At 68.0% G+C, this 20,041-nt stretch carries 17 protein-coding genes; 14 read left to right on the plus strand and 3 right to left on the minus strand.

The genetic code is table 11. From position 1 onward, the window contains the following. Nucleotides 1–71 precede the first annotated feature (71 nt). From KPL74_18230 to bla, 4 genes are all read left to right on the plus strand, one after another. The gene (locus KPL74_18230; protein ID QWT19674.1) at nt 72–707 is read left to right on the plus strand and encodes an HD domain-containing protein; all 636 of its coding nucleotides are present in this window, start codon (nt 72–74) and stop codon (nt 705–707) included. 92 nt (nt 708–799) lie between these two features. After that, complete coding sequence (locus tag KPL74_18235) at nt 800–3,016, plus strand: TonB-dependent siderophore receptor (protein QWT19675.1); 2,217 nt, start codon at nt 800–802, stop codon at nt 3,014–3,016. Beyond that, complete coding sequence (locus tag KPL74_18240) at nt 3,016–4,098, plus strand: PepSY domain-containing protein (GenBank protein QWT19676.1); 1,083 nt, start codon at nt 3,016–3,018, stop codon at nt 4,096–4,098. The genes KPL74_18235 and KPL74_18240 overlap by 1 nt, the downstream gene beginning before the upstream one ends. A gap of 73 nt (nt 4,099–4,171) precedes the next feature. After that, nucleotides 4,172–4,999 carry a subclass B3 metallo-beta-lactamase gene (gene bla / locus KPL74_18245; protein QWT19677.1) on the plus strand — a complete coding sequence of 276 codons (828 nt, stop codon included), beginning with the start codon at nt 4,172–4,174 and terminating at the stop codon, nt 4,997–4,999. A 54-nt stretch (nt 5,000–5,053) separates the two neighbouring features. On the opposite strand, the gene KPL74_18250 is transcribed toward bla, so the two are convergent. After that, a complete protein-coding gene (locus tag KPL74_18250) occupies nt 5,054–5,950 on the minus strand; it encodes an acyltransferase (protein ID QWT19678.1) in 897 nt (298 codons plus the stop codon). A 32-nt stretch (nt 5,951–5,982) separates the two neighbouring features. Then, nucleotides 5,983–8,523 (minus strand): DNA ligase D, encoded by a 2,541-nt coding sequence (gene ligD / locus KPL74_18255; protein QWT19679.1) that lies wholly within the window; start codon nt 8,521–8,523, stop codon nt 5,983–5,985. A 128-nt stretch (nt 8,524–8,651) separates the two neighbouring features. Here ligD and KPL74_18260 point away from each other — a divergent pair, with 128 nt between their 5' ends. The 4 genes from KPL74_18260 to KPL74_18275 all read left to right on the plus strand — a co-directional run bounded on the left by KPL74_18260 (nt 8,652) and on the right by KPL74_18275 (nt 11,977). Next, nucleotides 8,652–10,340 (plus strand): copper resistance system multicopper oxidase, encoded by a 1,689-nt coding sequence (locus KPL74_18260; protein QWT19680.1) that lies wholly within the window; start codon nt 8,652–8,654, stop codon nt 10,338–10,340. Continuing rightward, nucleotides 10,337–11,230: a copper resistance protein B gene (locus tag KPL74_18265; protein ID QWT19681.1), complete on the plus strand. Its 894-nt coding sequence runs from the start codon at nt 10,337–10,339 to the stop codon at nt 11,228–11,230. The genes KPL74_18260 and KPL74_18265 overlap by 4 nt, the downstream gene beginning before the upstream one ends. Nucleotides 11,231–11,296: 66 nt before the next feature. Continuing rightward, nucleotides 11,297–11,476 (plus strand): hypothetical protein, encoded by a 180-nt coding sequence (locus KPL74_18270; protein ID QWT19682.1) that lies wholly within the window; start codon nt 11,297–11,299, stop codon nt 11,474–11,476. Between the two features lie 21 nt (nt 11,477–11,497). Further along, entirely contained in the window at nt 11,498–11,977 is a 480-nt protein-coding gene (locus KPL74_18275) for a VOC family protein (protein QWT19683.1), read from the plus strand. 2 nt (nt 11,978–11,979) lie between these two features. Here KPL74_18275 and KPL74_18280 read toward each other — a convergent pair whose 3' ends face one another. Next, nucleotides 11,980–12,846, minus strand: coding sequence for an NmrA family NAD(P)-binding protein (locus KPL74_18280; GenBank protein QWT19684.1), 867 nt, complete (start codon nt 12,844–12,846; stop codon nt 11,980–11,982). Between the two features lie 101 nt (nt 12,847–12,947). Between KPL74_18280 and KPL74_18285 the strand changes: the two genes are divergently transcribed. From KPL74_18285 to KPL74_18310, 6 genes are all read left to right on the plus strand, one after another. After that, nucleotides 12,948–13,841: a LysR family transcriptional regulator gene (locus KPL74_18285; protein QWT19685.1), complete on the plus strand. Its 894-nt coding sequence runs from the start codon at nt 12,948–12,950 to the stop codon at nt 13,839–13,841. A gap of 145 nt (nt 13,842–13,986) precedes the next feature. Next, complete coding sequence (locus tag KPL74_18290; GenBank protein ID QWT19686.1) at nt 13,987–15,447, plus strand: alpha-L-fucosidase; 1,461 nt, start codon at nt 13,987–13,989, stop codon at nt 15,445–15,447. Between the two features lie 70 nt (nt 15,448–15,517). Next, complete coding sequence (locus tag KPL74_18295) at nt 15,518–15,784, plus strand: DksA/TraR family C4-type zinc finger protein (GenBank protein ID QWT19687.1); 267 nt, start codon at nt 15,518–15,520, stop codon at nt 15,782–15,784. 44 nt (nt 15,785–15,828) lie between these two features. Next, nucleotides 15,829–16,461: a histidine phosphatase family protein gene (locus KPL74_18300; GenBank protein ID QWT19688.1), complete on the plus strand. Its 633-nt coding sequence runs from the start codon at nt 15,829–15,831 to the stop codon at nt 16,459–16,461. A gap of 73 nt (nt 16,462–16,534) precedes the next feature. Further along, nucleotides 16,535–18,367: a GGDEF domain-containing protein gene (locus tag KPL74_18305; protein ID QWT19689.1), complete on the plus strand. Its 1,833-nt coding sequence runs from the start codon at nt 16,535–16,537 to the stop codon at nt 18,365–18,367. 72 nt (nt 18,368–18,439) lie between these two features. Then, complete coding sequence (locus tag KPL74_18310) at nt 18,440–20,005, plus strand: MCP four helix bundle domain-containing protein (protein ID QWT19690.1); 1,566 nt, start codon at nt 18,440–18,442, stop codon at nt 20,003–20,005. Nucleotides 20,006–20,041 lie beyond the last annotated feature (36 nt).

The following is a 20,041-nucleotide window of genomic DNA, read 5'->3' on the forward strand; positions in this document are numbered from 1 at the left end:
GCTACTTCGTGTCAAATAAGGACGGTCCGGGCGTGGCGTGAAATAACCCTACCTTCCTGACAGGCACGGCCATGACCACCACGATCGCAGGTATCCCCGACAGCCAGCTGGCGCGCGAGATCACCGAGCTGGTCCGCGATAGCGAAACCGAGCTGCTGTTCCACCATTCCCGCCGCGTCTTCCTGTTCGGCGCGCTGACCGGCAAGGCGAAAGGCCTCGCGTTCGATCCGGAGCTGCTCTATGCCGGCGCCATGTTCCACGACATGGGCCTGGTCCCGGCGCATGCGAGCCCGGACAAGCGCTTCGAGGTCGACGGCGCCAACGTCGCCCAGGCCTTCCTGCGTGCCCGTGGCATCCCCGAAGCCGACGTCGACGTGGTCTGGGCATCGATCGCGCTGCACACCACGCCCGGCATCCCGGAATTCATGAAGCCGGAGATCGCTTTGGTCACCGCGGGCGTCGAGATGGACGTGCTGGGCCTCGGCTTCGGCAACGTGGCCACGCTGGACCGCGAGGCCGTCGCCGCGGCGCATCCGCGCGGCCCGGCGTTCAAGGAGGGGATCATCGACGCGTTCTACCAGGGCGTGCGCGGCAAGCCGGAAACGACCTTCGGCAACGTCAAGGCCGACGTCATGGCCTACAAGGAACCGCATTTCCATCGCGGCAATTTCTGCGAGTGCATCCTGGGCAATCGCTGGCCGACCTGAGCATTTCGTGCCGGACCGAGGGATGACGGATTTGATCTGATAATCAGTCGCATTTACGATAGGCGCCCCTCGCAGTTCCCCAAGGCGCCCGCATGTCCGTCCGTCCCACCGCCCTCGCCCTCGCGCTGGCCGGCGTCTTCGCCGCGCACGCCGCGTCCGGCCAGGACGCCACGCCGCCGCCGGCCTCCACCAACCTCGAAGGCGTGAAGGTCGTCGGTGACTGGCTCGGCGATGCGAAAGCCAACGTGGTCCAGGACCACCCGGGCGCGCGTACGGTGGTCCGCCGCGAAGAGCTGCGCGAAGCGGGTGCGACCAACCTGCGCGACGCCCTGCGCCGGATCCCCGGCGTCCAGGTCCAGGAAAGCAACGGCACCGGCGGCAGCGACGTGTCGCTCAACGTGGGCGTGCGTGGCCTGACCTCGCGCCTGTCGCCGCGCTCGACCATCCTGCTGGATGGCGTGCCGCTGGCGGTGGCCCCGTATGGCCAGCCGCAGGTATCGATGGCACCGGTCGGGCTGGGCAACCTGCAGGCGGTCGACGTCGTCCGCGGCGGCGGTTCGGTGCGCTATGGGCCGCAGAACGTCGGCGGCATCATCAACTTCGTCACCCGCGACATCCCGGAAACCTTCGGCGGCAGCGCCGGCGTGCAGTTCCAGGGCAGCGAGCACGGCGGGATTCGCACCAACACCACGGCCTTCGTCGGCGGCACCACCGACAAGGGCCTGGGCCTCGCGCTCCTCTACAACGGCCTGCACGGCCCGGGCTACCGCGAGCACGAAGACAACGAAAGCATCGACGACGTCATGCTGAAGGCGAAGTACGCCATCGGCAGCGACGACACGCTCACCGGCAGCATCCATCATTACGATGGCCAGGCCGGCATGCCAGGCGGCCTCACCCAGGCCGACTACGACGCCGACCCGTTCCAGGCGCGCCGTCCCTACGACGATTTCCACGGACGCCGCACCGACTACGTGGTGAAGTACAGCCACGTGGAAGACCGCCGTTCGTTCGAGGTGCAGTCGTATTACTCGGACAGTTTCCGCGGCAGCCATATCGAAACGATCACGCAGAACCCGAACGGCAGCTACACCCACCAGCTCAACGCGTATCCGCGCAACTACCACGTGTTCGCGATCGAGCCGCGCTATTCGCAGCTGTTCGACTGGGGCCAGGTGACGCACGAGATCGGCATCGGCTATCGCTACACCAACGAAGCGATGCACGAGCGCACCGACCGCAACAACAAGTTCACCTCGAACCTCTGGTACACGCCGTTCACCGGCGATCCGTACAACGGTCCGTACGTGCTGTCGGGCAACAACACCGGCAGCAACGAAGCGCACGCGCTGTACATCGACGACGCGATCAACGCGGGCAACTGGACGATCACGCCCGGCCTGCGTTACGAGCGCATCCGCAGCCAGTGGGAAGCGCACCCGAGCAGCACGGTGATCGTGAAGGGGCCGACCGCGCGCCGCGAGGATTACTCCAGGCCGCTGCCGTCGCTCAACGTCATGTATCACCTGAGCGACGCGTGGAAGCTCTACGCCAACGCGGAAACCTCGTTCGGTTCCTTGCAGTATTTCCAGATCGGGCAGAAGGATTCGACCGGGCAGTTCGCCCAGGGCCTCGAGCCGGAACTCGCGCGCACCTATGAAATCGGCACGCGCTACGACACGAAGGCGTGGGGCGGCGAAGTCAGCCTGTTCCGGATCAACTTCGACCACGAGCTGCAGCTGGTCGGCAAGCTGCCCAACGTGCCGGATTCGTACGAAGGCTGGACCAGCCTGGGCGCGACCACGCACAAGGGCGTGGAAACCTCGGCGCACGTCGACCTCGGCTCCTTCGCCGATGCACTGGACGGCCTGACCCTGTGGGGCACGGCGACGTACACGCACGCGATCTACAAGCACGGTTCGTTCGAAGGCAAGGACCTGCCCTTCTATTCGCGACGCACGGCCAACCTCGGCCTGCGCTATGCCGTGGCGGCGTGGACGTTCAACCTCGATGCGTTCTCGCAGTCGCGCCAGCATTCGCCGGGCTCGCCCAGTTTCGATCCGGCTAATCCGACCGCGTACATCACCGCGCCTTCGGCCAACGGCGACCTCGGCAACATCCCCGGCTGGACGACCTGGAACACGCGCGCCGAGTACGCCTTCGGCCCCTCGCTGGCGAACCTGCGCGTCGGCGCCGGCGTGAAGAACGTCTTCGACCGTCGCTACTTCACGCGTTCCACCGACAATAACGACGGCCTTTACGTCGGCATGCCACGCACGTACTTTGTCCAGGCCTCGGTGGACTTCTGATGAGCCCTCGCCCGCGTCGCTTCCGCACCACCCTCAAGACCCTGCACCTGTGGCTGGGCCTTTCGCTTGGCCTGTTGCTGGCGCTGGTTACCCTGTCCGGCAGCGTGCTGCTGTGGGAGCAACCGTTGCTGCGCGCGGGGCACCCGGAGCTTGCCGAACGACCCCTGCCGGATCTCGCCACCCAGGCTCATTCGCTGCAGGCGATCCTTGCCTCGCCGCAGGCCAGGGGCATGCGCGGCCTGTCGCTTCCCGATGCGGAACTACCGGTGTGGGAAGCGCAGGCGCGCGGTGGTGACCGGGTCTACTTCGATGCCAGCACGGGTAAAGCACTGCTCACCCGGCACAAGAGCGGCGATGGCCTGCTGACCCTGCTCGACTGGCATACCCACCTGCTCACCGGCGAGATCGGCGAAACGGTGCTCGGCGTCGTCGCGATCACCGGCCTGTTCATGCTGTTCTCCGGCGCATGGCTGTATTGGCCAGGGCGCCAGCGCGCACTAAAACACCTGAAGCCACACGCGAATCCACCCGTGCTGCGCTGGGCCAGCTTCCACCGCGCGGTCGGTGTCGTCGCCCTGCCCTTGCTGATCGTCATGATCGGCACCGGTACCACCATGGCGTACCGCGGCGCGGTGCGGAACGGTCTCACCGCAGCCTTTGGCGAACGCCCGCCGGCCAAGCCACCGAAGACCGATGCGCTGGAAGGGCCGGTCGACTGGGCCGCCGTGCTGGCCAACGCGCAGGCCGCCGCACCCGATGCGGAGCTGACCCGCGTGATGTTGCCCGGCAAGGATGCCGGCACGATCGTGATGCGCGTTCGCCGCGCTGGCGAGTGGAACCTGGCCGGCCGCAGCACGCTGTTCATCGACGGCCACGACGCCCGCGTCATCGGCGGCGAGGACGCGACGAAACTGGGGACGGGTGGCCGCCTGTCGAACGCGCTGTTCCCGATCCATTCCGCCGCGGTGGGTGGCCTGGCCTGGCGCATCGTCGCCACGATCACGGGTTTGCTGCCGAGCTTCCTGCTGGTCACCGGCTTCCTGTTCTGGCGTGCGCGCACGCGTCGCCGTTCCAACGCCTGACGGCCATCCCCACGCCACATTCGTGGCCGGGCTTGCCCGTACCCTGTGCGTCCCCCTTCGTGGAACGCCGACCATGCGCCGCACCCTGCCCCTGCTTCTTGCGTCAGCCGCCCTGCCCGCGTTTGCCCACGCGCCCACCGCGCCGGTGCCCGCGTGGAGCGAACCCAGCCCGCCGCACGCGATCTACGGGAACAGTTACCAGGTCGGCAGCAAGGGCTTGTCGGCGATCCTTGTCACGTCGCCGCAAGGCCACATCCTGATCGACGGGACGTGGACCGGCAACGCGCCGCTGATCGAAGCCAACATCCGCAAGCTTGGCTTCCGCGTGGAGGACATCAGGCTCATCCTCAACTCGCATGCACACCACGACCATGCCGGTGCGATCGCACGGATCGCGAAGGACAGCGGCGCCAGCGTGCGCGCGACGCCGGCCGGTGCCAAAGCCATGCGCCTGGGCGGCAAGGATCCGGACGATCCGCAGTACGTCAACGACGGCAAGGACGTCTATCCCGCGATCGATGCGACGGGCGACATCGCGGACGGCACCGTCGTCACCGTCGGCCCGCTGAAGCTCACCGCGCACATCACGCCGGGCCATACGCCGGGCGGCACGGCGTGGACCTGGGATGCCTGCGAAGGCGCGGTGTGCAAACACATCGCCTATGTCGACAGCCTTTACGCGTTCTCGTCGGCGACGTATCGCTACAGCGACCATCCCGCGTACGTGGCGGCGTACCGCAAGACCTTCGACCGGGTGGCGACGCTGCCCTGCGACATCCTCGTGACGCCGCATCCGGAGCAGGGTGAAGGCGAAACCTGCGCGAGCTACGCGCAGGCGGGCCGCGACCGTCTTGAGGAGAAACTCAAGGAAGAAGCGGCCACGGGGCAGCCGCGCAAGTAAGCGCGCTGGCCTGGGCGGGACGGCGTCTGGCCACGACGCCCGACGCTGCGCTCGTCAGGCCGGCGTGGCCAGCGATGCCGCGATGCGCGCGTCCTTCTCGGCCCACAGCTCGTTGATCCAGGCCTGGAAGCGCTCGCGATATGCGCTGTCGTTCTCGTAGTCGCCGCGCATGGCATCGAGGATCGGCAGCTGGCGCACGTGGATGCGGATCTCGCGGATCCGGCCGGCGATCATGTCCATCATGCTGCCGGCCCCGTCGGGGTAGACGATCGTGACGTCGAGGATGTGCCGGATCGCATCACCCATCGCGTCGACGACGAAGGCCACGCCGCCCGCCTTCGGCCGCAGCAGGTGGCGGTACGGCGAGCCCTGGGCGTCATGCTTGGCCTGGGTGAACCGGGTGCCTTCGGTGAAGTTCATGATCGCAACGGGCACGTGGCGGAACTTCGCACAGGCGCGCCGGGTGGCATCGCGATCCTTGGATTTCAGCTCCGGATGCCGCTCCAGCTCTTCGCGCGAATGGCGCTTCATGAAGGGGAAGTCGAGCGCCCACCATGCCGGCCCCAGCAAGGGCACCCAGATCAGCTGGCTCTTCAGGAAGAAGCGCATGAACGGGATGCGCCGGTTGAAGATCTTCTGCAGCGCGGGGATGTCGATCCAGCTCTGGTGGTTGCACACCACCAGGTAGTTCTCGCGCACGGACAGCCCATCCACGCCTTCCACGGTCCAGCGCGTGCGGGTGAACGCGCCCCACAGCCAGCCATTGAAGCTCAGCCAGCTTTCCGCGATGTGCACCAGCGCCAGGCCGCACGCATCGCGCCATGGGCGCACCGGCAGCAGAAGCCGGACCAGGGTCAACAGGAGCAGCGGCGTCACGTGCAGCACCGTGTTGCCCAGCAGGAACAGGCAGGCAAGCGTGACGCGCAGGAAGGTGGGCAGCGTAGCGAACATGGGCTCGGAGGGCTGGGGCGGAATGCCCGAGTTTACAGGCCCAGCCGCTCGATCACGTCATCCAGGTCCTGGCGCAGGCTGTCGATGCCCTCCCAGGGGTCTTTCTTCTGCCGGGCCAGTCGTTTGGGCACGCTGTGGATGGTGAAGTCGGCGCCGGACCTGAGCTTGCCCAGGTCTTCCCAGCGCAGCGGCACGGCCACCGGCGCCCCCGCGCGGGCGCGCAGCGAATACGAGGCGACCGCCGTGGCTCCGCGCCCGTTGCGCAGGTAGTCGAGGTAGATCTTGCCGCCGCGCACCTTCTTCGTCGCGGTGGCAACGAACTCCAGCGGGTGCGCCTCGGCCATGGCTTCGGCGAAACCACGCGCGAAGGTCCGCACCGTGTCCCATCCGGCGGCGGGCGACAGCGGCACGACCACGTGCAGGCCCTTGCCGCCGGTGGTGCGGACGAACGACTCCAGGCCGAGCTGCCTGAGGAAGGCACGGACCATGCGCGCCGCGTCGACCACACGCTTCCACGCCACGTTGTCGCCCGGGTCCAGGTCGAAGATCACCCGGTCGGCCTTGTCCGGGGTCTTCACGTGCGAGCCCCACGGATGGAACTCGATGGCGCCGAACTGGACCAGCTCGAGCACGCCGTCGGCGTCCTTCGGATAGAGGTACACGGCCTGTGCGCCGGTTTCTTCCTTCAGCTTCGCCGTGCCCACGTGGTGCAGCCCGGACATCAGGTGCTTCTGGAAGAAGCAGTGCTCGCCGACGCCGCCCGGGCAGCGCAGCAGCGGCGTCGGCCGGTCGGCGATCGGCGGCAGGAACCAGGGCATCACGGCCTTGTAGTAGTCGGCGACGTCCTGCTTGGTGATGCCGTCGTCGGGGAACACCACGCGGTCAGGATGGGTGATGGTGATGGTGTCGCCAGCCATGGGTTTCGTCCTCGCGGCCTTCGCCGCAGGCTTGCGCGCCGGTGCCGGCGCGCGATCACTGTCACGGAGGTCCTTCGGTGCCTTGTCCACGCGCAGTGCCTTCAGGCTCGGCTGGCGCAGCAAGTGCTTGTTACCGATGCCACGGAAGTACACCTCGGCCACCGCGGTTGGTTCGACCCACAGCGCGCCACGCAGCATCGGATCGATGCCATCGAGTCTGACCGGCGGCGTCTTCGCCCCGCCCTTCGCCAGTGTCTTGCTCAACGTACGCAACATCTCGTCGGTGAAGCCGGTGCCCACGCGGCCGACGTACGTCCAATGTCCCTTCGCACCCGGACGGGCGAGCAGCAACGAGCCGAACGCGAGGCGCGAGCCCTTCGCCGGCGTGTAGCCGACGACGGCGAATTCGTCGCTTTCCAGTCGCTTGATCTTCTGCCAGTCGTCGTTGCGGCCGCCGTGATAGGCACCATCCACCCGCTTGGAGATGATCCCTTCGAGCTTCTGCTCCATGGCCATCGCGAACACCGCGTCGCCATCGCCGAGGTTATGCCCGCTGTAACCGAGGTGGCCGGGCGCATGCGCAAGCAGCTTCTCCAGTAGCGCCTTGCGTTCGACGAGCGCGACCTTCGACAGGTCGAAGCCCTGCAGGAACGGCAGGTCGAACAGCATGTAGACCAGCGGCGCCTGCGCCTCGCCCGACAGCGTTTTCTGCAAGGCGTTGAAGTCGCTGCGACCCTGCGCGTCGAGTGCGATCAGTTCGCCGTCGAGCCGTGCACTGTCCAGCCCGAGCGCTTCGACGGCCTGGACGATCTCCGGCAAGCGCTCGTTCCACGGCAGCGCATTGCGCGACCACAGTTCGACCTTGCCGCCGGCCACGCCGGCGAGCATCCGGTAGCCATCCCACTTCACCTCATGCAGCCAGCCATCGCCCTGCGGCGGTGTTTCGCGCAGGCGGGCCAGCTGGGGGGCGAAAAAGGCCGTGCCAGGCTTGCCCTTGCGCGCGCCATCGAGCGCGGCCGCCGCCTTTGCCAGCGCCGCCGGCGACGCGCGCCGCGTCTTCGGGGCTGCTTTCTTCCGCGCCGTGCTCTTCTTCGCCGCCGCCCGGGTGGCGGGAGTCTTCGCGGCGCGCTGGGTGCTCTTGCGCATGGTGGCATCCATCAGGTCGTCGGCTTCGACGTCGCTGGCATAGGCGTCGTCGACCTTGATCAGGAACCACGCCGGCTGGCGTTCCTTCCTGCCGCTGCGCACGAGATGCCATGCGCCCTTCAGCCGTTCGCCGAACAGTTCGAAGGCGAGGTGGCCCTTCTGCAGCTGCGCTTCCGCGTCGCCCTGCGTGGCCCATACGCCAAGATCGAACGTATCGACATGGCCCTTGCCATAGCCTTCTTCGATCTCGCCCTGGAAATCGGCGTACGACACCGGATGGTCTTCGACCTCCACGGCGAGCCGCTTCACCTTCGGATCGTAGCTGGGGCCTTTCGGCACGGCCCAGCTGCGCAACACGTCGCCCACCTGCAGGCGGAAGTCGAAATGGCGGCGCGAGGCATGGTGCAACTGGACCACGAAGATCGCCCGTCCCGCACGGCTGGAGCCTTCGGGCGCGGGCTCGCGGGTGCGGGCGAAGTTTCGCTTCTTCCGGTAGTCCTGCAGGCTCATGCCCGGATCATTGGAGCGCCGCGGTGAACGGGCCGTGCAGCCCGCGCGGAGCCTGATCCAGAGTTGTCGGGCGAGGCGTGGCGTCGCTACCCTCGACGGCCACGCTCGTTACCGGAACACTGCACGGCATGCCTGGCCCACGCTCCCTCCCGTTCGACCGCTCGCGACGCCGCTTCGTCCAGGGCCTGGCCGTGGCCGGCGTGGGCCTTGCCACCGGCGTCGTGCGCCCGGCACGCGCGGAGGCCAACATGCCCCGTGCGGCTGTCCTGCAGGGCCCGGCGCTGCGGCTTGCCGTGCACGAGGCCAGCGTGGACTTCACCGGCCGTGCGCGCCGCGCGGTCACCGTGGACGGCAGCGTGCCGGGCTCCACGCTGCGCTGGCGCGAGGGCGATGCGGTGAGCATCCAGGTCGACAACCGGATGGACACGGCGACCTCGCTGCACTGGCATGGCCTGGTCGTGCCGGCCGACCAGGATGGCGTGCCGGGGCTGAGTTTCGACGGCATCCCCGCGCGGTCGAGCTTCACCTATCGTTTCCAGGCACGACAGGCCGGGACGTACTGGTACCACGCGCACAGTCGCTTCCAGGAACAATCCGGCCTCTATGGCGCCATCGTCGTCGAACCTGCCGGCGGCGAACGCTATCCCGCGGATCGCGAGCACGTGATCCTCATCAGCGACTGGACCGACGAAGACCCCGAGCGGGTCTACGCGAAGTTGCGCACCCGCCCGGATATCTACAACCGTGGCCAGCCGACGCTGGTCGACTTCCTCCGCGATGCGCGCGCGAAAGGCTTCCACGACGCCGTGGCCATGCGCCGCATGTGGAACCAGATGCGGATGAATCCCACCGACCTCGCCGACGTCTCCGCGGCGACGTATACCTACCTGGTCAACGGCACGGCACCGGCCGGCAACTGGACCGGCCAGTTCACGCCGGGCGAGCGCGTGCGGCTGCGCCTGGTCAATGGCTCGTCGAATTCGATCTTCGACCTGCGCATCCCCGGCCTGCGCATGCAGGTGGTCGCAGCCGACGGGCAGGACGTGGTGCCGGTCGACGTCGACGAGATCCGCCTGTCGGCGGCCGAAACCTACGACGTGATCGTCATGCCCGGCGAAGACCGCGCCTACACCCTGTTCGCGCAGTCGATCGACCGCTCCGGGTACGCCCGTGCGACCCTCGCGCCGCGGGTCGGCATGCAGGCCGACGTGCCGGCGCTGGATCCGCGGCCACGGCTGGCGATGCGCGACATGATGGGCGCGATGGCCGACGACGCAGGCGATGGCGCAGGCATGGCGATGGCGAACCATGCACGCAGCGAATACGGTGCTAGCGTCGACATGCGCGTCGACATGCCGCGGACGAATCTCGACGATCCCGGCGTGGGCCTGCGCGAGCGGACGCATCGCGTGCTGACCTACGCCGACCTGCACACGGTGGGCGGCGCCCTGGATACCCGCGAGCCCTCGCGAACGATCGAACTGCACCTCACCGGCAACATGGAGCGTTTCAGCTGGTCGTTCGATGGGCTGAAGTATTCGCAGGCGAAGCCCGTGCACTTCCGCAAGGGCGAACGCCTGCGCGTCACCCTCGTCAACGACACGATGATGAACCACCCGATCCACCTGCATGGCATGTGGAGCGAAGTGGAAAATGCGGATGGCGAGTTCCAGGTGCGCAAGCACACCGTCAATGTGCAGCCCGCGCAGCAGGTGAGTTACGCGGTGAACGCCGACAATCCCGGCCGCTGGGCGTTCCACTGCCACATGCTCTACCACATGGAAGCGGGCATGTTCCGCGAAGTGGTGGTGTCGTGAGGCGCTACATCCTGGCGCTCGTCGTCCTGCTTCCGCTGGCGTCCACGGCGCAGGAGATGCAGGGCATGGACCATGCGGCCATGCATCACGATGCGCCGGCCGCTGCCGACCCGCCGCCGGCTTCCGGACACGACATGCACGACATGACGATGGGTCCGATGCAGGGCGGTAGCGCGCCTGCGGATGCGCGCAGCCCCGACTGGTCCGATGGCGTGGCGCCGTCGTCGATGCACGGCATGGACATGATGGACATGGACGACACCGCACCGAACGCGCAGCTGCTGGTCGACCGGCTGGAAAGCTTCGCCGGGCAGGGTGGCCAAGGCCAGTCCTGGGAGGTGGAAGGCGGCTACGGCAACGACACCGACAAACTGTGGTTCCGCAGCGAAGGCGAGCGCGAGGGCGGCCGGCCGCACGAGGGCGACGCGGAGCTGTTCTGGAACCATGCGATCGCGACCTTCTGGGATACCCAGCTGGGCGTGCGCAGCGACTTTGGCGAGGGGCCGAAACGCCAGTGGGCGGCCTTCGGCGTGCAGGGACTGGCACCGTACTGGTTCGAGCTGGAAGCCACTGCCTACGTAGGCCAGTCCGGCCGCACGGCAGCACGCGTTCGCGCCGAGTACGAGCTACGGATCACCCAGCGGCTGATCCTGCAGCCCGAGCTCGAGGCCAATGCTTACGGCAAGGATGATGAAAACCGTGCGCTGCGCGCCGGGTTGTCCTCGCTCGAGGGAGGCCTGCGCCTGCGCTATGAATTCACCCGCTCGTTCGCGCCCTATGTCGGCGTGGCGTGGGAACACCTCACGGCAGGCACCGCCGACCTCGCCCGCGAGCAGGGCCGGCGGATCACCGAGCGGCGCTGGGTGGCGGGCGTCCGTCTCTGGTTCTAGGCCAGTGGACAGGGCGTTGACGCCCGCGGTGGTCTGCTCAGGGACCCGTCACCAGGGAGCGCCGCCATGCCGCCTCGCGATACCTACGACGATCCGACCACCGGGTCGGGCGACCCCAGCCACGGCCAGCCACCCGGCCCGACGGAGCCCGTGACCACCGGCTCCGGCGATCCCCAGCACAAGCGCGATGGCGATGCCGGCGACGGGGATGTCGAAAACGCCGCTGGCGGATCGACGCCCAGGTAGACCCCCACGCAGGAGCCGCCCATGGCCGCCACCTTCCACCGCATCACGCCCTTCCTCTGGTTCGATACCCAGGCCGAGGAGGCCGCGGCGTTCTATGTCTCGATCTTCCCGAACTCGAAGATCACTTCGGTGACGCGTTACTCAGAGGAAGTGTCCGCGGCCTCGGGGCGTCCGCCGGGTTCGGTGATGACGGTCGCCTTCGAACTGGATGGCCAGCCGATCACGGCGCTGAACGGCGGCCCGACCTTCACCTTCAACCAGGCGCTCTCGCTGGTCGTGCATTGCCACGACCAGCGAGAGATCGACCATTACTGGGAGGAGCTGTCCGCCGGCGGCGATCCCGCCACCCAGGCCTGTGGCTGGCTCAACGACAGGTACGGCCTGTCGTGGCAGATCGTGCCGGCGGACATCGAACGGCTGGTGCAGAACCCGGGCTCGGTCGCGGCTTTGATGCACATGACCCGGCTCGACATCGCGGCGCTGGAAGCCGCCGCGACCTGAGTTCAGCGCGCCGCGGTTTCCTTGACGAAGGCGGCGTAGGTCCGCGGCTCGCGGCCGAGCAGCGTGCGCAGGGTGCCGCGTGCGGCTGGCTTGCCGCGCATGCCGTCGCGGTGGAACCGGGCCAGCATCAGGCGCAGGTCGTAGGCCTGCCAGGCGGGCAGGTTCTGGCCAATGGCCGCCTCAGCGGCGTCCAGGTCGCTGCCGCCGTAGACGACGTCGCGGCCCAGCTCGTTCGCCCAGGTCGCCGCGGCCGAGGTACCGGTGATCGCCTCCGGCCCGGTGATCTCGATCACTTCGCGCGGCAGCGGGCCGGCGGCGCGGGCACGGCGGAGCAGGGCGGCCGTGGCCACGTCGGCGATGTCGCGGATGTCGACCATCTCGATGCCAGCGTCGCCCAGGGCCATCGGATACACGCCGTGCTGGGCGGCGACGTCCTTCAGCGCCGTGTCGTTCTGCATGAAGTAGGACGGACGCAGCACCGTGGCGGGCAGGTCGAACTGCTCGATCATCCGTTCGATCGTGTACTTCACCGTGAAGTGCGGCACGTCGGTGAAGTGCTCGGCGTTGAGCACCGACAGGTAGACGAAGCGCTGGATACCGGCGTCGCGGGCCAGGGTCAGGACGGTCAGGCCCTGGTTGAGTTCTTCGACGGCGACGGGGCTGAGCAGGAACAGCGTGTCGACCCCCTGCAGCGCGGCACGCAGCGAGGCCGGGTCGTTGGCGTCGCCAGCGACGGCGCGTACGCCGGCGGGACCCTGGTACGACGCCGGGTTGCGCGTCATCGCGCGGACATCGGCGCCGGCGGCGGCGAGGCGTTCAACGACGGCCGAGCCGACCTGGCCGGTGGCACCGATAACGAGAATGCTCATGGCGAAACTCCTTTGCGTTGGGAATGGGCAAAGGATGAGCGTCTCGGATGCGGTACGATAGCCACTGAAACGAGACGTCTCGTCCCACTGGTGGAACACCCATGGACCTGCTGGCCCTGACCGACTTCATCGCCGTCGCCACCCACGGAGGCTTTGGTGCCGCCAGCCGGGCGACGGCGCGCCCCAAGGCGACGCTGTCGCGGCGGGTGCGCGAGCTGGAAGACACGCTGGGCGTTCGCCTGGTCGAGCGCGGGGCCCGCCCGTTCCGCCTCACCGAAGAGGGCGCGCTGCTGCATGGCGAAACCGCGGGCATGCTCGGCCGGATCGATGCGGTGGCCGCGGACCTTGCCGCCGGCGCCGGCGGGCCACGCGGCCGCCTGCGGATCAGCGTGCCCGTGTTGTTCGCCCAGCGTGGCCTTGGCCGGCTCGCCGCGCGTTTCGCCGCGGCGTATCCCGCGGTGGAGGTCGAGATCGTCGCCGACGATCGCTTCGTCGATCCCCTGGCCGAAGGCTTCGACCTGATCGTGCGCGCGAACCCGAAGCCGACCACCGAACTGGCCGGGCGTTGCTTCCTGCGCGACCGCTACGTGGTCGCCGCGGTGCCGGCGTTGGCGAAGCCGAAGCAAGGTGCGAGCTTTCCTGCGATCGTGCTGCCCGCGGTCGCCGAAGGCGGCACGTGGCAACTGATCGATGGGAAGAAGCGCCTCGCGGTGACGCCGACGACGATCCTGCGCCTGTCGTCGATGGCGATGGTGCACGACGCGGTGCTCGAGGGCACCGGCGCAGGCATGCTGCCGTCGTCGCTGATCGCGCGCGACCTCGCCAGCGGTGCGCTGGTCTCGTGGGGCGCGGTGGAAGGACGCAACATCGAAGTGTGGGCGTTGTACGCACCGCAGCGGCATGTGGCGCCGAAGGTGTCGGCGTTCGTGAACCTGTTGGTGGAGCATTTCAGGGATGCGTCGCCGTTGCATTTTGGTGCGTTGGGGTTTGTTTGAGAGAGGCGGGTAAGAGCATCGCGCGCGGGCGCGCTCCTACGGGGGGCGTCGACATGCGGGGATGCGTTGGAAACACGGGGGTGCGTTGACAGCGGGATGCGGGGCGGGTGAAAGTCGGGCGTCATACCATCGCGGGGAGAGGGTGTTGAATCGTCGGGAATTCGCGAAAGCGCTGGCGCTTGCCAGCGTCGTGGGGAAGGGACTGTTGCCGGCGACGAACGCCTTCGCGCAGGCACCAAAGATGCAACGTGGCGTGGCGGTGGATCCAGCGAAACTGCGCGACCTGCAGCAAGCCTTCCTCGAACTGCGCTTCGGCATGTTCATCCACCTCAACATGGCGACGTTCGAAGAGCGCGAATGGGGCGATCCCACGCTGTCGCCGACGTTGTTCAATCCCCGGCACCTCGATCCCGCGCAGTGGGCGAAGGCGGCGAAGTCGGCGGGCATGGGCTATGCGTGCCTGACCACCAAGCACCACGATGGCTTCTGCCTGTGGCCGACGAAGACCGGTAGCGCGAACGTGATGCAGTCGTCGTATCCACGCGACGTGGTGCGAGCGTACGTGGATGCCTTCCGCAAGGCGGGGCTGAAGGTCTGCCTGTATTTCTCGATCCTCGACCTGCGCCAGGACATTCGCGCGCGCACCGTCACTCCTGCGAAGATCGCGCTGATCAAGGCGCAGATCACCGAGCTGCTGACCCACTACGGACCGCTGACGGCGCTGATCCTCGACGGGTGGAACGCATCGTGGTCGCGCATCTCGTACGCCGAGTTGCCCTATCGCGAGATCTACGACCTGGTCAAATCGCTGCAGCCCGACTGCCTGCTCACCGACCACAACGCCGGCAGCTATCCGGGCACGGCGCTCTACTACACCGACATCAAGCAATACGAACAACACGCCGGGCAGAAGATCCCGCCCGACAGTCCCGTGCCCTCGCAGTCCGGCACCACGCTGCAAAGCGACTGGTTCTGGAAGTCCACCTATCCGACCTCCGAACTCGCCGCGGCGCGGACCATCGTCGACGAGTGGCTGGTGCCGTTCAACGCGAACCACTGCAACCTGATCCTCAATGTCGCGCCGAACCGCGACGGCCGCTTCGACGACAACGCCGTGGCCCGGCTCGCCGAGATCGGCCGGCTGTGGAAGCCCGGCCCGGTGGCGCCGATCGCACGTCAGGTGACGATCACCACGCCCGACCTCGCGGCCGGCAAGCCGGCATGGGCCAGCGCAAGCGACGAAGCGGTCGGGCCCGACCTCGCCTTCGACGACAACTTCCGCACCTACTGGCTCGCCGACCGTGGCAAGGCCGAAGGCTGGATCGAAGTGCGCTTCGACGCGCCCGTGGCCTTCAACACGCTGGCGATCGTCGAGCCCGTCCATGACGCCGACTACGGTGCCACCAGCCGGATCACCGCCTACAAGGTGCAGGCGGAGCAGGGCGGGGCATGGGTCGATCTCGCCAGCGGCGGCACCCCGCTCGCATATCAGTTCCATGAAGTGCCGCGGACCACCGCGTCGCGGGTGCGCCTGTGGGTGCAGGGCCGCCAGCCGGGCATCACCGAATTCGCCCTCTACGATGAGCCAGACTTCACGCCACGATAAGCTAACGCGTTGAAACATGGCGCATTGCCTCCCATATCGGGAGGTGATGCAACGTGGCCGGAGGTGGCCCATGGCGACCGGATGGGCGGGCGATACCGCCGTACAGGACCAGATCGACGCCACCGTGGAAGACGCGGTGAAGCGGGCACGCAGTCGCATGGCGAAGGGTCCCAGCCTGGAGCGCTGCGAGGAGTGCGAAAAGCCGATTCCCGAAGCGCGGCGCAAGGCCGTCCCCGGCGTGCGCCTGTGCGTGGCCTGCCAGGAAGCCGCCGACCGCGACGAAGCCACCCACAGCGGTTACAACCGTCGCGGCAGCAAGGACAGCCAGTTGCGCTGAGCATTACCATGGGCGTTCCCCCGCGCAGCAAGGCACGTCCCCCCATGCTCGAACACCTGATCGTCTGCCGCCATGGCGAAACCGAATGGAACCGCGAACGGCGGACGCAGGGCCGGGAAGACAGCCCGCTGACGGCCGCGGGCATCGATCAGGCCGCGGCACTGGGCCGCGCACTCGCGGCGCGCGGCGTCGAGCACGTCGTCTCGTCGACGCTGGGCCGGGCCATGCACACCGCGGAGATCGTCGCCGGCATCGTCGGTTGCACGGTGTCGGTGGATGCCCGGCTGGTCGAGCGCGCCTTCGGTCATCTGGAAGGGCGCCAATTCGGCGAAATCCCCCTCGATGAGACCTGGACCGCGATCGTTCGCGGCATCGACCCCGACGTCACCGCGCCCGGCTCCGAATCGTTGCGCGAGGTGGGCGCGCGGATGCTGGCGGCCCTGCACGATTGCCTGTCGTTGCCCTATCGCAACGTCGCGGTGATCAGCCACGGCCACAGCCTGCGCGGCATGCTGGGAGCGCTGAAAGAAAGCAGCGACTACGCGGCCTACCATCACGGCAACTGCGGCTTCGCACCCCTGCAGGTGCGCGACGGCGTGTTCTCGGTCGAGGCATGGAACGTCGACCCGCTCGCCGTCGATGCCGCCGACGCCATGCCTGTCACAAATCAGAAATAATTGATTTAAAACGATTTATTTAAGTAAATGGGGCAGGCTGCCGATACCGGTGGCAGACCACCGGCCATCCCCCATGCCCACCTCCCATGCCCCCGCCGGCCGCGAGCCGTCGCCGATCGAACAGGCGCTCTCCGGCGCCTCGCTCTCGGCCGTGTTCCAGCCGGTCATCCGTGTCACCGACGGCGAGGTGGTGGCGCACGAAGGCCTGATCCGTTGCGCGTTGCCCCATCTCGCGCTCACCCCGACCGACCTGCTCGACCTGGCTCGCGCGCGCGGCCGCCTGGGCGAATTCGAACTGGTGGCGGCACGCCGTGTCGCCGAGGGCTTCGTCGCTTTGGGCCTGCCCGGGCGCCTGCTGGTGAACCTCAGCGCGCAGGCGGTGATGCACGAGGGCGTCGCCGCCGAGGATGTCATCGCCGCCCTGTCGGTGCCCGGCCTCGACCTTGGCCGGGTCACCATCGAGCTGACCGAACGCGACATCGTCGAAAACGCCGCCAAGCTGGCGCACGCCCTGGGCTACCTGCGTGCCCGCGGCGTGCGCGTCGCGCTGGATGACTTCGGCAACGGCCACTCTAACTTCGAGATGTGGAACGAGATCCACCCCGAGGTCGTCAAGATCGATCGTTACCTGATCAACGGCCTCGCCAGCAGCGCGGAACGCCTGGCGATCGTCCGCGCCCTGTGTTCGGTGGCAGAGACGCTCGGTGCCGATCTCGTCGGCGAGGGCGTGGAGGACGAAGCCGACCTGCGCATGCTGCGCGAGCTCGGCATTCCCTACGCTCAGGGCTTCCTCATCGCCCGCCCTTCGAGCACGCCATCGGCCGACATTCCCGCCCACGTCGCGGCCGCCCTGCGACGCACCGTGGTACCGGTGCCGCCGCGACCGAGCGGCCCCGTCGCCGCGCGCCTGTTGACCGCGGGCCACATGTTGATCGAGGCGCCCGCCGTGGCGCCGCGGCAGAGCAACGACGACATCGCCGAGGTGTTCGCCGCGCACCCGCGCCTGCATGCCGTGGCGGTGGTGGACGACGGCGTGCCCGTCGGCATCGTCAACCGGCGCACCTTCACCGAACGCATGGCCCAGCCCTTCGCGCGCGAGCTGTTCGGACGCAAGGCCTGCACCAGCTTCATGCACGCCGATCCGCTGCTGTGCGACGAAGAGATGCCCCTGCAGGGCATGGCCGACATCCTGCGCGGCGAAGACCAGCGCTACCTCAGCGACGGTTTCATCATCACCTCCGCCGGCCATTACATCGGCCTGGGCACGGGCGAATCGCTGGTGCGGCGCGTGACCGAGATCCGCGTGGAGGCCGCGCGCTACGCCAACCCGCTGACCTTCCTGCCGGGCAACCTGCCGGTGACCGAACACATCGAGCGCCTGCTGCGTGCGGCCCGCCCGTTTGCCGCGGCGTATTTCGACCTCGACAACTTCAAGCCCTTCAACGACCAGTACGGATACTTTCGCGGCGACGAGATGATCCGCCTGTTGGCCAGCGTGCTCACCGGCGCCCTGCGCCACGACGCGGACTTCGTCGGCCACATCGGCGGCGACGATTTCATGGTGGTGTTCCAGGGCATGGACTGGCAGGGCCGTTGCGAAGAGATGCGCCAGCGCTTCAACGCCATGGCCGGCAACCTGTTCGACGAGGTCGACCGGCAACGCGGTGGCATCGACAGCGAAGACCGCCACGGCAACCGCCGCTTCTTCCCGATCACGACCGTGGCCGTGGGCATCGCCTGTTTCACCGACGCGTTCCCCGCCGATGCCGAAGTCGTGGCCAGCCTCGCGGCATCGGCCAAGCGGGTGGCCAAGAACGCGGGCATCGGGACGCATGCGGTCGCCTGGCAGGACGACGACGGGATCCTTGCGTCACGACATATTCAAGTGTCTGAAATAAAACAGTAATCTTCGACATTCGGGCTAAAGTTGCCGAAAATGCGGCCGATCAGTGGGGCGTTCCCCACCCCCGAGCCTCCCATGCGCATCCCTCGAATCGTTGTACCGACGCTGACCCTGCGCGCCCGCCTCACCCTCCGCCTTGCCGGCACCATCCTGCTGCTGCTCGCCCTGTGGATCGTGGGCGGCGTGCAGCTACGCCAGGCCAACGGACGGCTACAGTCGGTGGTCGGCGAGACGCTCGCCCCCGTTGCCGACGTCGGGCACATCCAGAACGACTACAACGACCTGCTCGATGCGCTGGTGCACGCCACGCTGATGCGCCTGCCCTCCGCCACCGATGACGCGGTGACCGCGATCGGCGCGAACCGCAGCGACATCGACAAGCAATGGAAGTCGCTGTCCGCCAGTGGCCTCGGCGTGCAACAGCAGAAGCTCGTCGCGCTGGCCGCGGTCCATCGCAAGGCTGCCGACGAGGCCATTGACGCCGTGCTGGAGCTGCTCAAGGCCGAACAGTACGACCTCGCCCAACTGCAGCTGTCCAATGACGTGCAGTCGGCAGTCGGCCCGCTGAAGAGCGACTTCTCCAACCTGTTCCAGCTCGCCCTCGCCGGCGGCAAGGAAGAAGCCGAAGCGCAGCAGGCGGCCGTGCGCCAGGGCGGGATCTTCTCCGCCATCCTGCTCGGCGTCGCCTTGTTGCTGGCGAGCGTGATGGACGTGGCGATCATCCGCTCGCTGCACCGTCGCCTGCGCCAGGCCTCCGAGGTCGCGGCCAACATCGCACGCGGCACGCTGGGCGCACGCATCGAGGTCGGCCGCGACGACGAGATCGGTGAACTGCTCACGTCGCTGGCGGCGATGGACGCGCAGCTGGGCAACGTGGTGGTGCAGGTGCGTGACCGCGCGGACCACGTGGCGCACGCGGCGAATCACATCGCGCGCGGCAACGATGCCCTAAACGACCGCACGCGCACCCAGGCCGAACATCTCGAACACACCTCGTCGTCGATCCGTGCGATGGCGAATGCTGCGAAGGGTGGCCTTGGCCATGCCACCGCGGCGCATCGTGCCGTGGTCGAAGCGCGCGGGATGACCGACGAGGGCCAGCGCGTGGCGATGGACGCCGTCGGCAACATGCGCGAAATCCAGCGCACCAGCGAACGCATGAATGAAGTACTCGACCTGGTTGACCAGGTGGCGTTCCAGACCAACCTGCTGGCGCTGAACGCGGCGGTGGAAGCGGCACGCGCCGGTGAACATGGCCGTGGCTTCGCCGTCGTGGCGCACGAGGTGCGCGAACTCGCTCGCCGCTGCGGTACGGCCGCGCGCGACATCCGCGGCTTGATCGCCTCCAGCGACGAAGCCGTGCAGGCGGGTGTGCAGTCGGTCGATCGCGCGGGCGCCGTGCTTGCCGGCATCGGCGAGCGGGTCAATGCGCTGTCGGGCCTGGTTGCCGACGTCATGGCGGCGACCCAGGGCCAGGCCCAGGGCATCGAGCAGGCGAACGGCGCGATCGTGGTGATCGACGCGACGACGCGCGAGAACGCGTCGCTGGTCGAACAGGCCGCATCGGCAAGCCGGGCCATGCAGGAGAGCGCCGAGATCCTGCGCAGCGAAGTCGCGTACTTCTCGCTCGAAGCCGCCTGATCGAAGCAGCCTGATCGCAGCCCCCGATCGAAGCAG

The sequence above is a fragment of the Bacillus sp. NP157 genome, from assembly GCA_018889975.1.
GTDB lineage: Bacteria > Pseudomonadota > Gammaproteobacteria > Xanthomonadales > Rhodanobacteraceae > Luteibacter.

What these genes read in the sequence shown, in the direction of transcription:
- KPL74_18230 (QWT19674.1), top strand. Translation starts at nt 72, where the DNA reads ATGACCACCACGATCGCAGGTATCCCCGACAGCCAGCTGGCGCGCGAG.
- KPL74_18235 (QWT19675.1), top strand. Translation starts at nt 800, where the DNA reads ATGTCCGTCCGTCCCACCGCCCTCGCCCTCGCGCTGGCCGGCGTCTTC.
- KPL74_18240 (QWT19676.1), top strand. Translation starts at nt 3,016, where the DNA reads ATGAGCCCTCGCCCGCGTCGCTTCCGCACCACCCTCAAGACCCTGCAC.
- bla (QWT19677.1), top strand. Translation starts at nt 4,172, where the DNA reads ATGCGCCGCACCCTGCCCCTGCTTCTTGCGTCAGCCGCCCTGCCCGCG.
- KPL74_18250 (QWT19678.1), bottom strand. Translation starts at nt 5,950, where the DNA reads ATGTTCGCTACGCTGCCCACCTTCCTGCGCGTCACGCTTGCCTGCCTG.
- ligD (QWT19679.1), bottom strand. Translation starts at nt 8,523, where the DNA reads ATGAGCCTGCAGGACTACCGGAAGAAGCGAAACTTCGCCCGCACCCGC.
- KPL74_18260 (QWT19680.1), top strand. Translation starts at nt 8,652, where the DNA reads ATGCCTGGCCCACGCTCCCTCCCGTTCGACCGCTCGCGACGCCGCTTC.
- KPL74_18270 (QWT19682.1), top strand. Translation starts at nt 11,297, where the DNA reads ATGCCGCCTCGCGATACCTACGACGATCCGACCACCGGGTCGGGCGAC.
- KPL74_18275 (QWT19683.1), top strand. Translation starts at nt 11,498, where the DNA reads ATGGCCGCCACCTTCCACCGCATCACGCCCTTCCTCTGGTTCGATACC.
- KPL74_18280 (QWT19684.1), bottom strand. Translation starts at nt 12,846, where the DNA reads ATGAGCATTCTCGTTATCGGTGCCACCGGCCAGGTCGGCTCGGCCGTC.
- KPL74_18285 (QWT19685.1), top strand. Translation starts at nt 12,948, where the DNA reads ATGGACCTGCTGGCCCTGACCGACTTCATCGCCGTCGCCACCCACGGA.
- KPL74_18295 (QWT19687.1), top strand. Translation starts at nt 15,518, where the DNA reads ATGGCGACCGGATGGGCGGGCGATACCGCCGTACAGGACCAGATCGAC.
- KPL74_18300 (QWT19688.1), top strand. Translation starts at nt 15,829, where the DNA reads ATGCTCGAACACCTGATCGTCTGCCGCCATGGCGAAACCGAATGGAAC.
- KPL74_18305 (QWT19689.1), top strand. Translation starts at nt 16,535, where the DNA reads ATGCCCACCTCCCATGCCCCCGCCGGCCGCGAGCCGTCGCCGATCGAA.
- KPL74_18310 (QWT19690.1), top strand. Translation starts at nt 18,440, where the DNA reads ATGCGCATCCCTCGAATCGTTGTACCGACGCTGACCCTGCGCGCCCGC.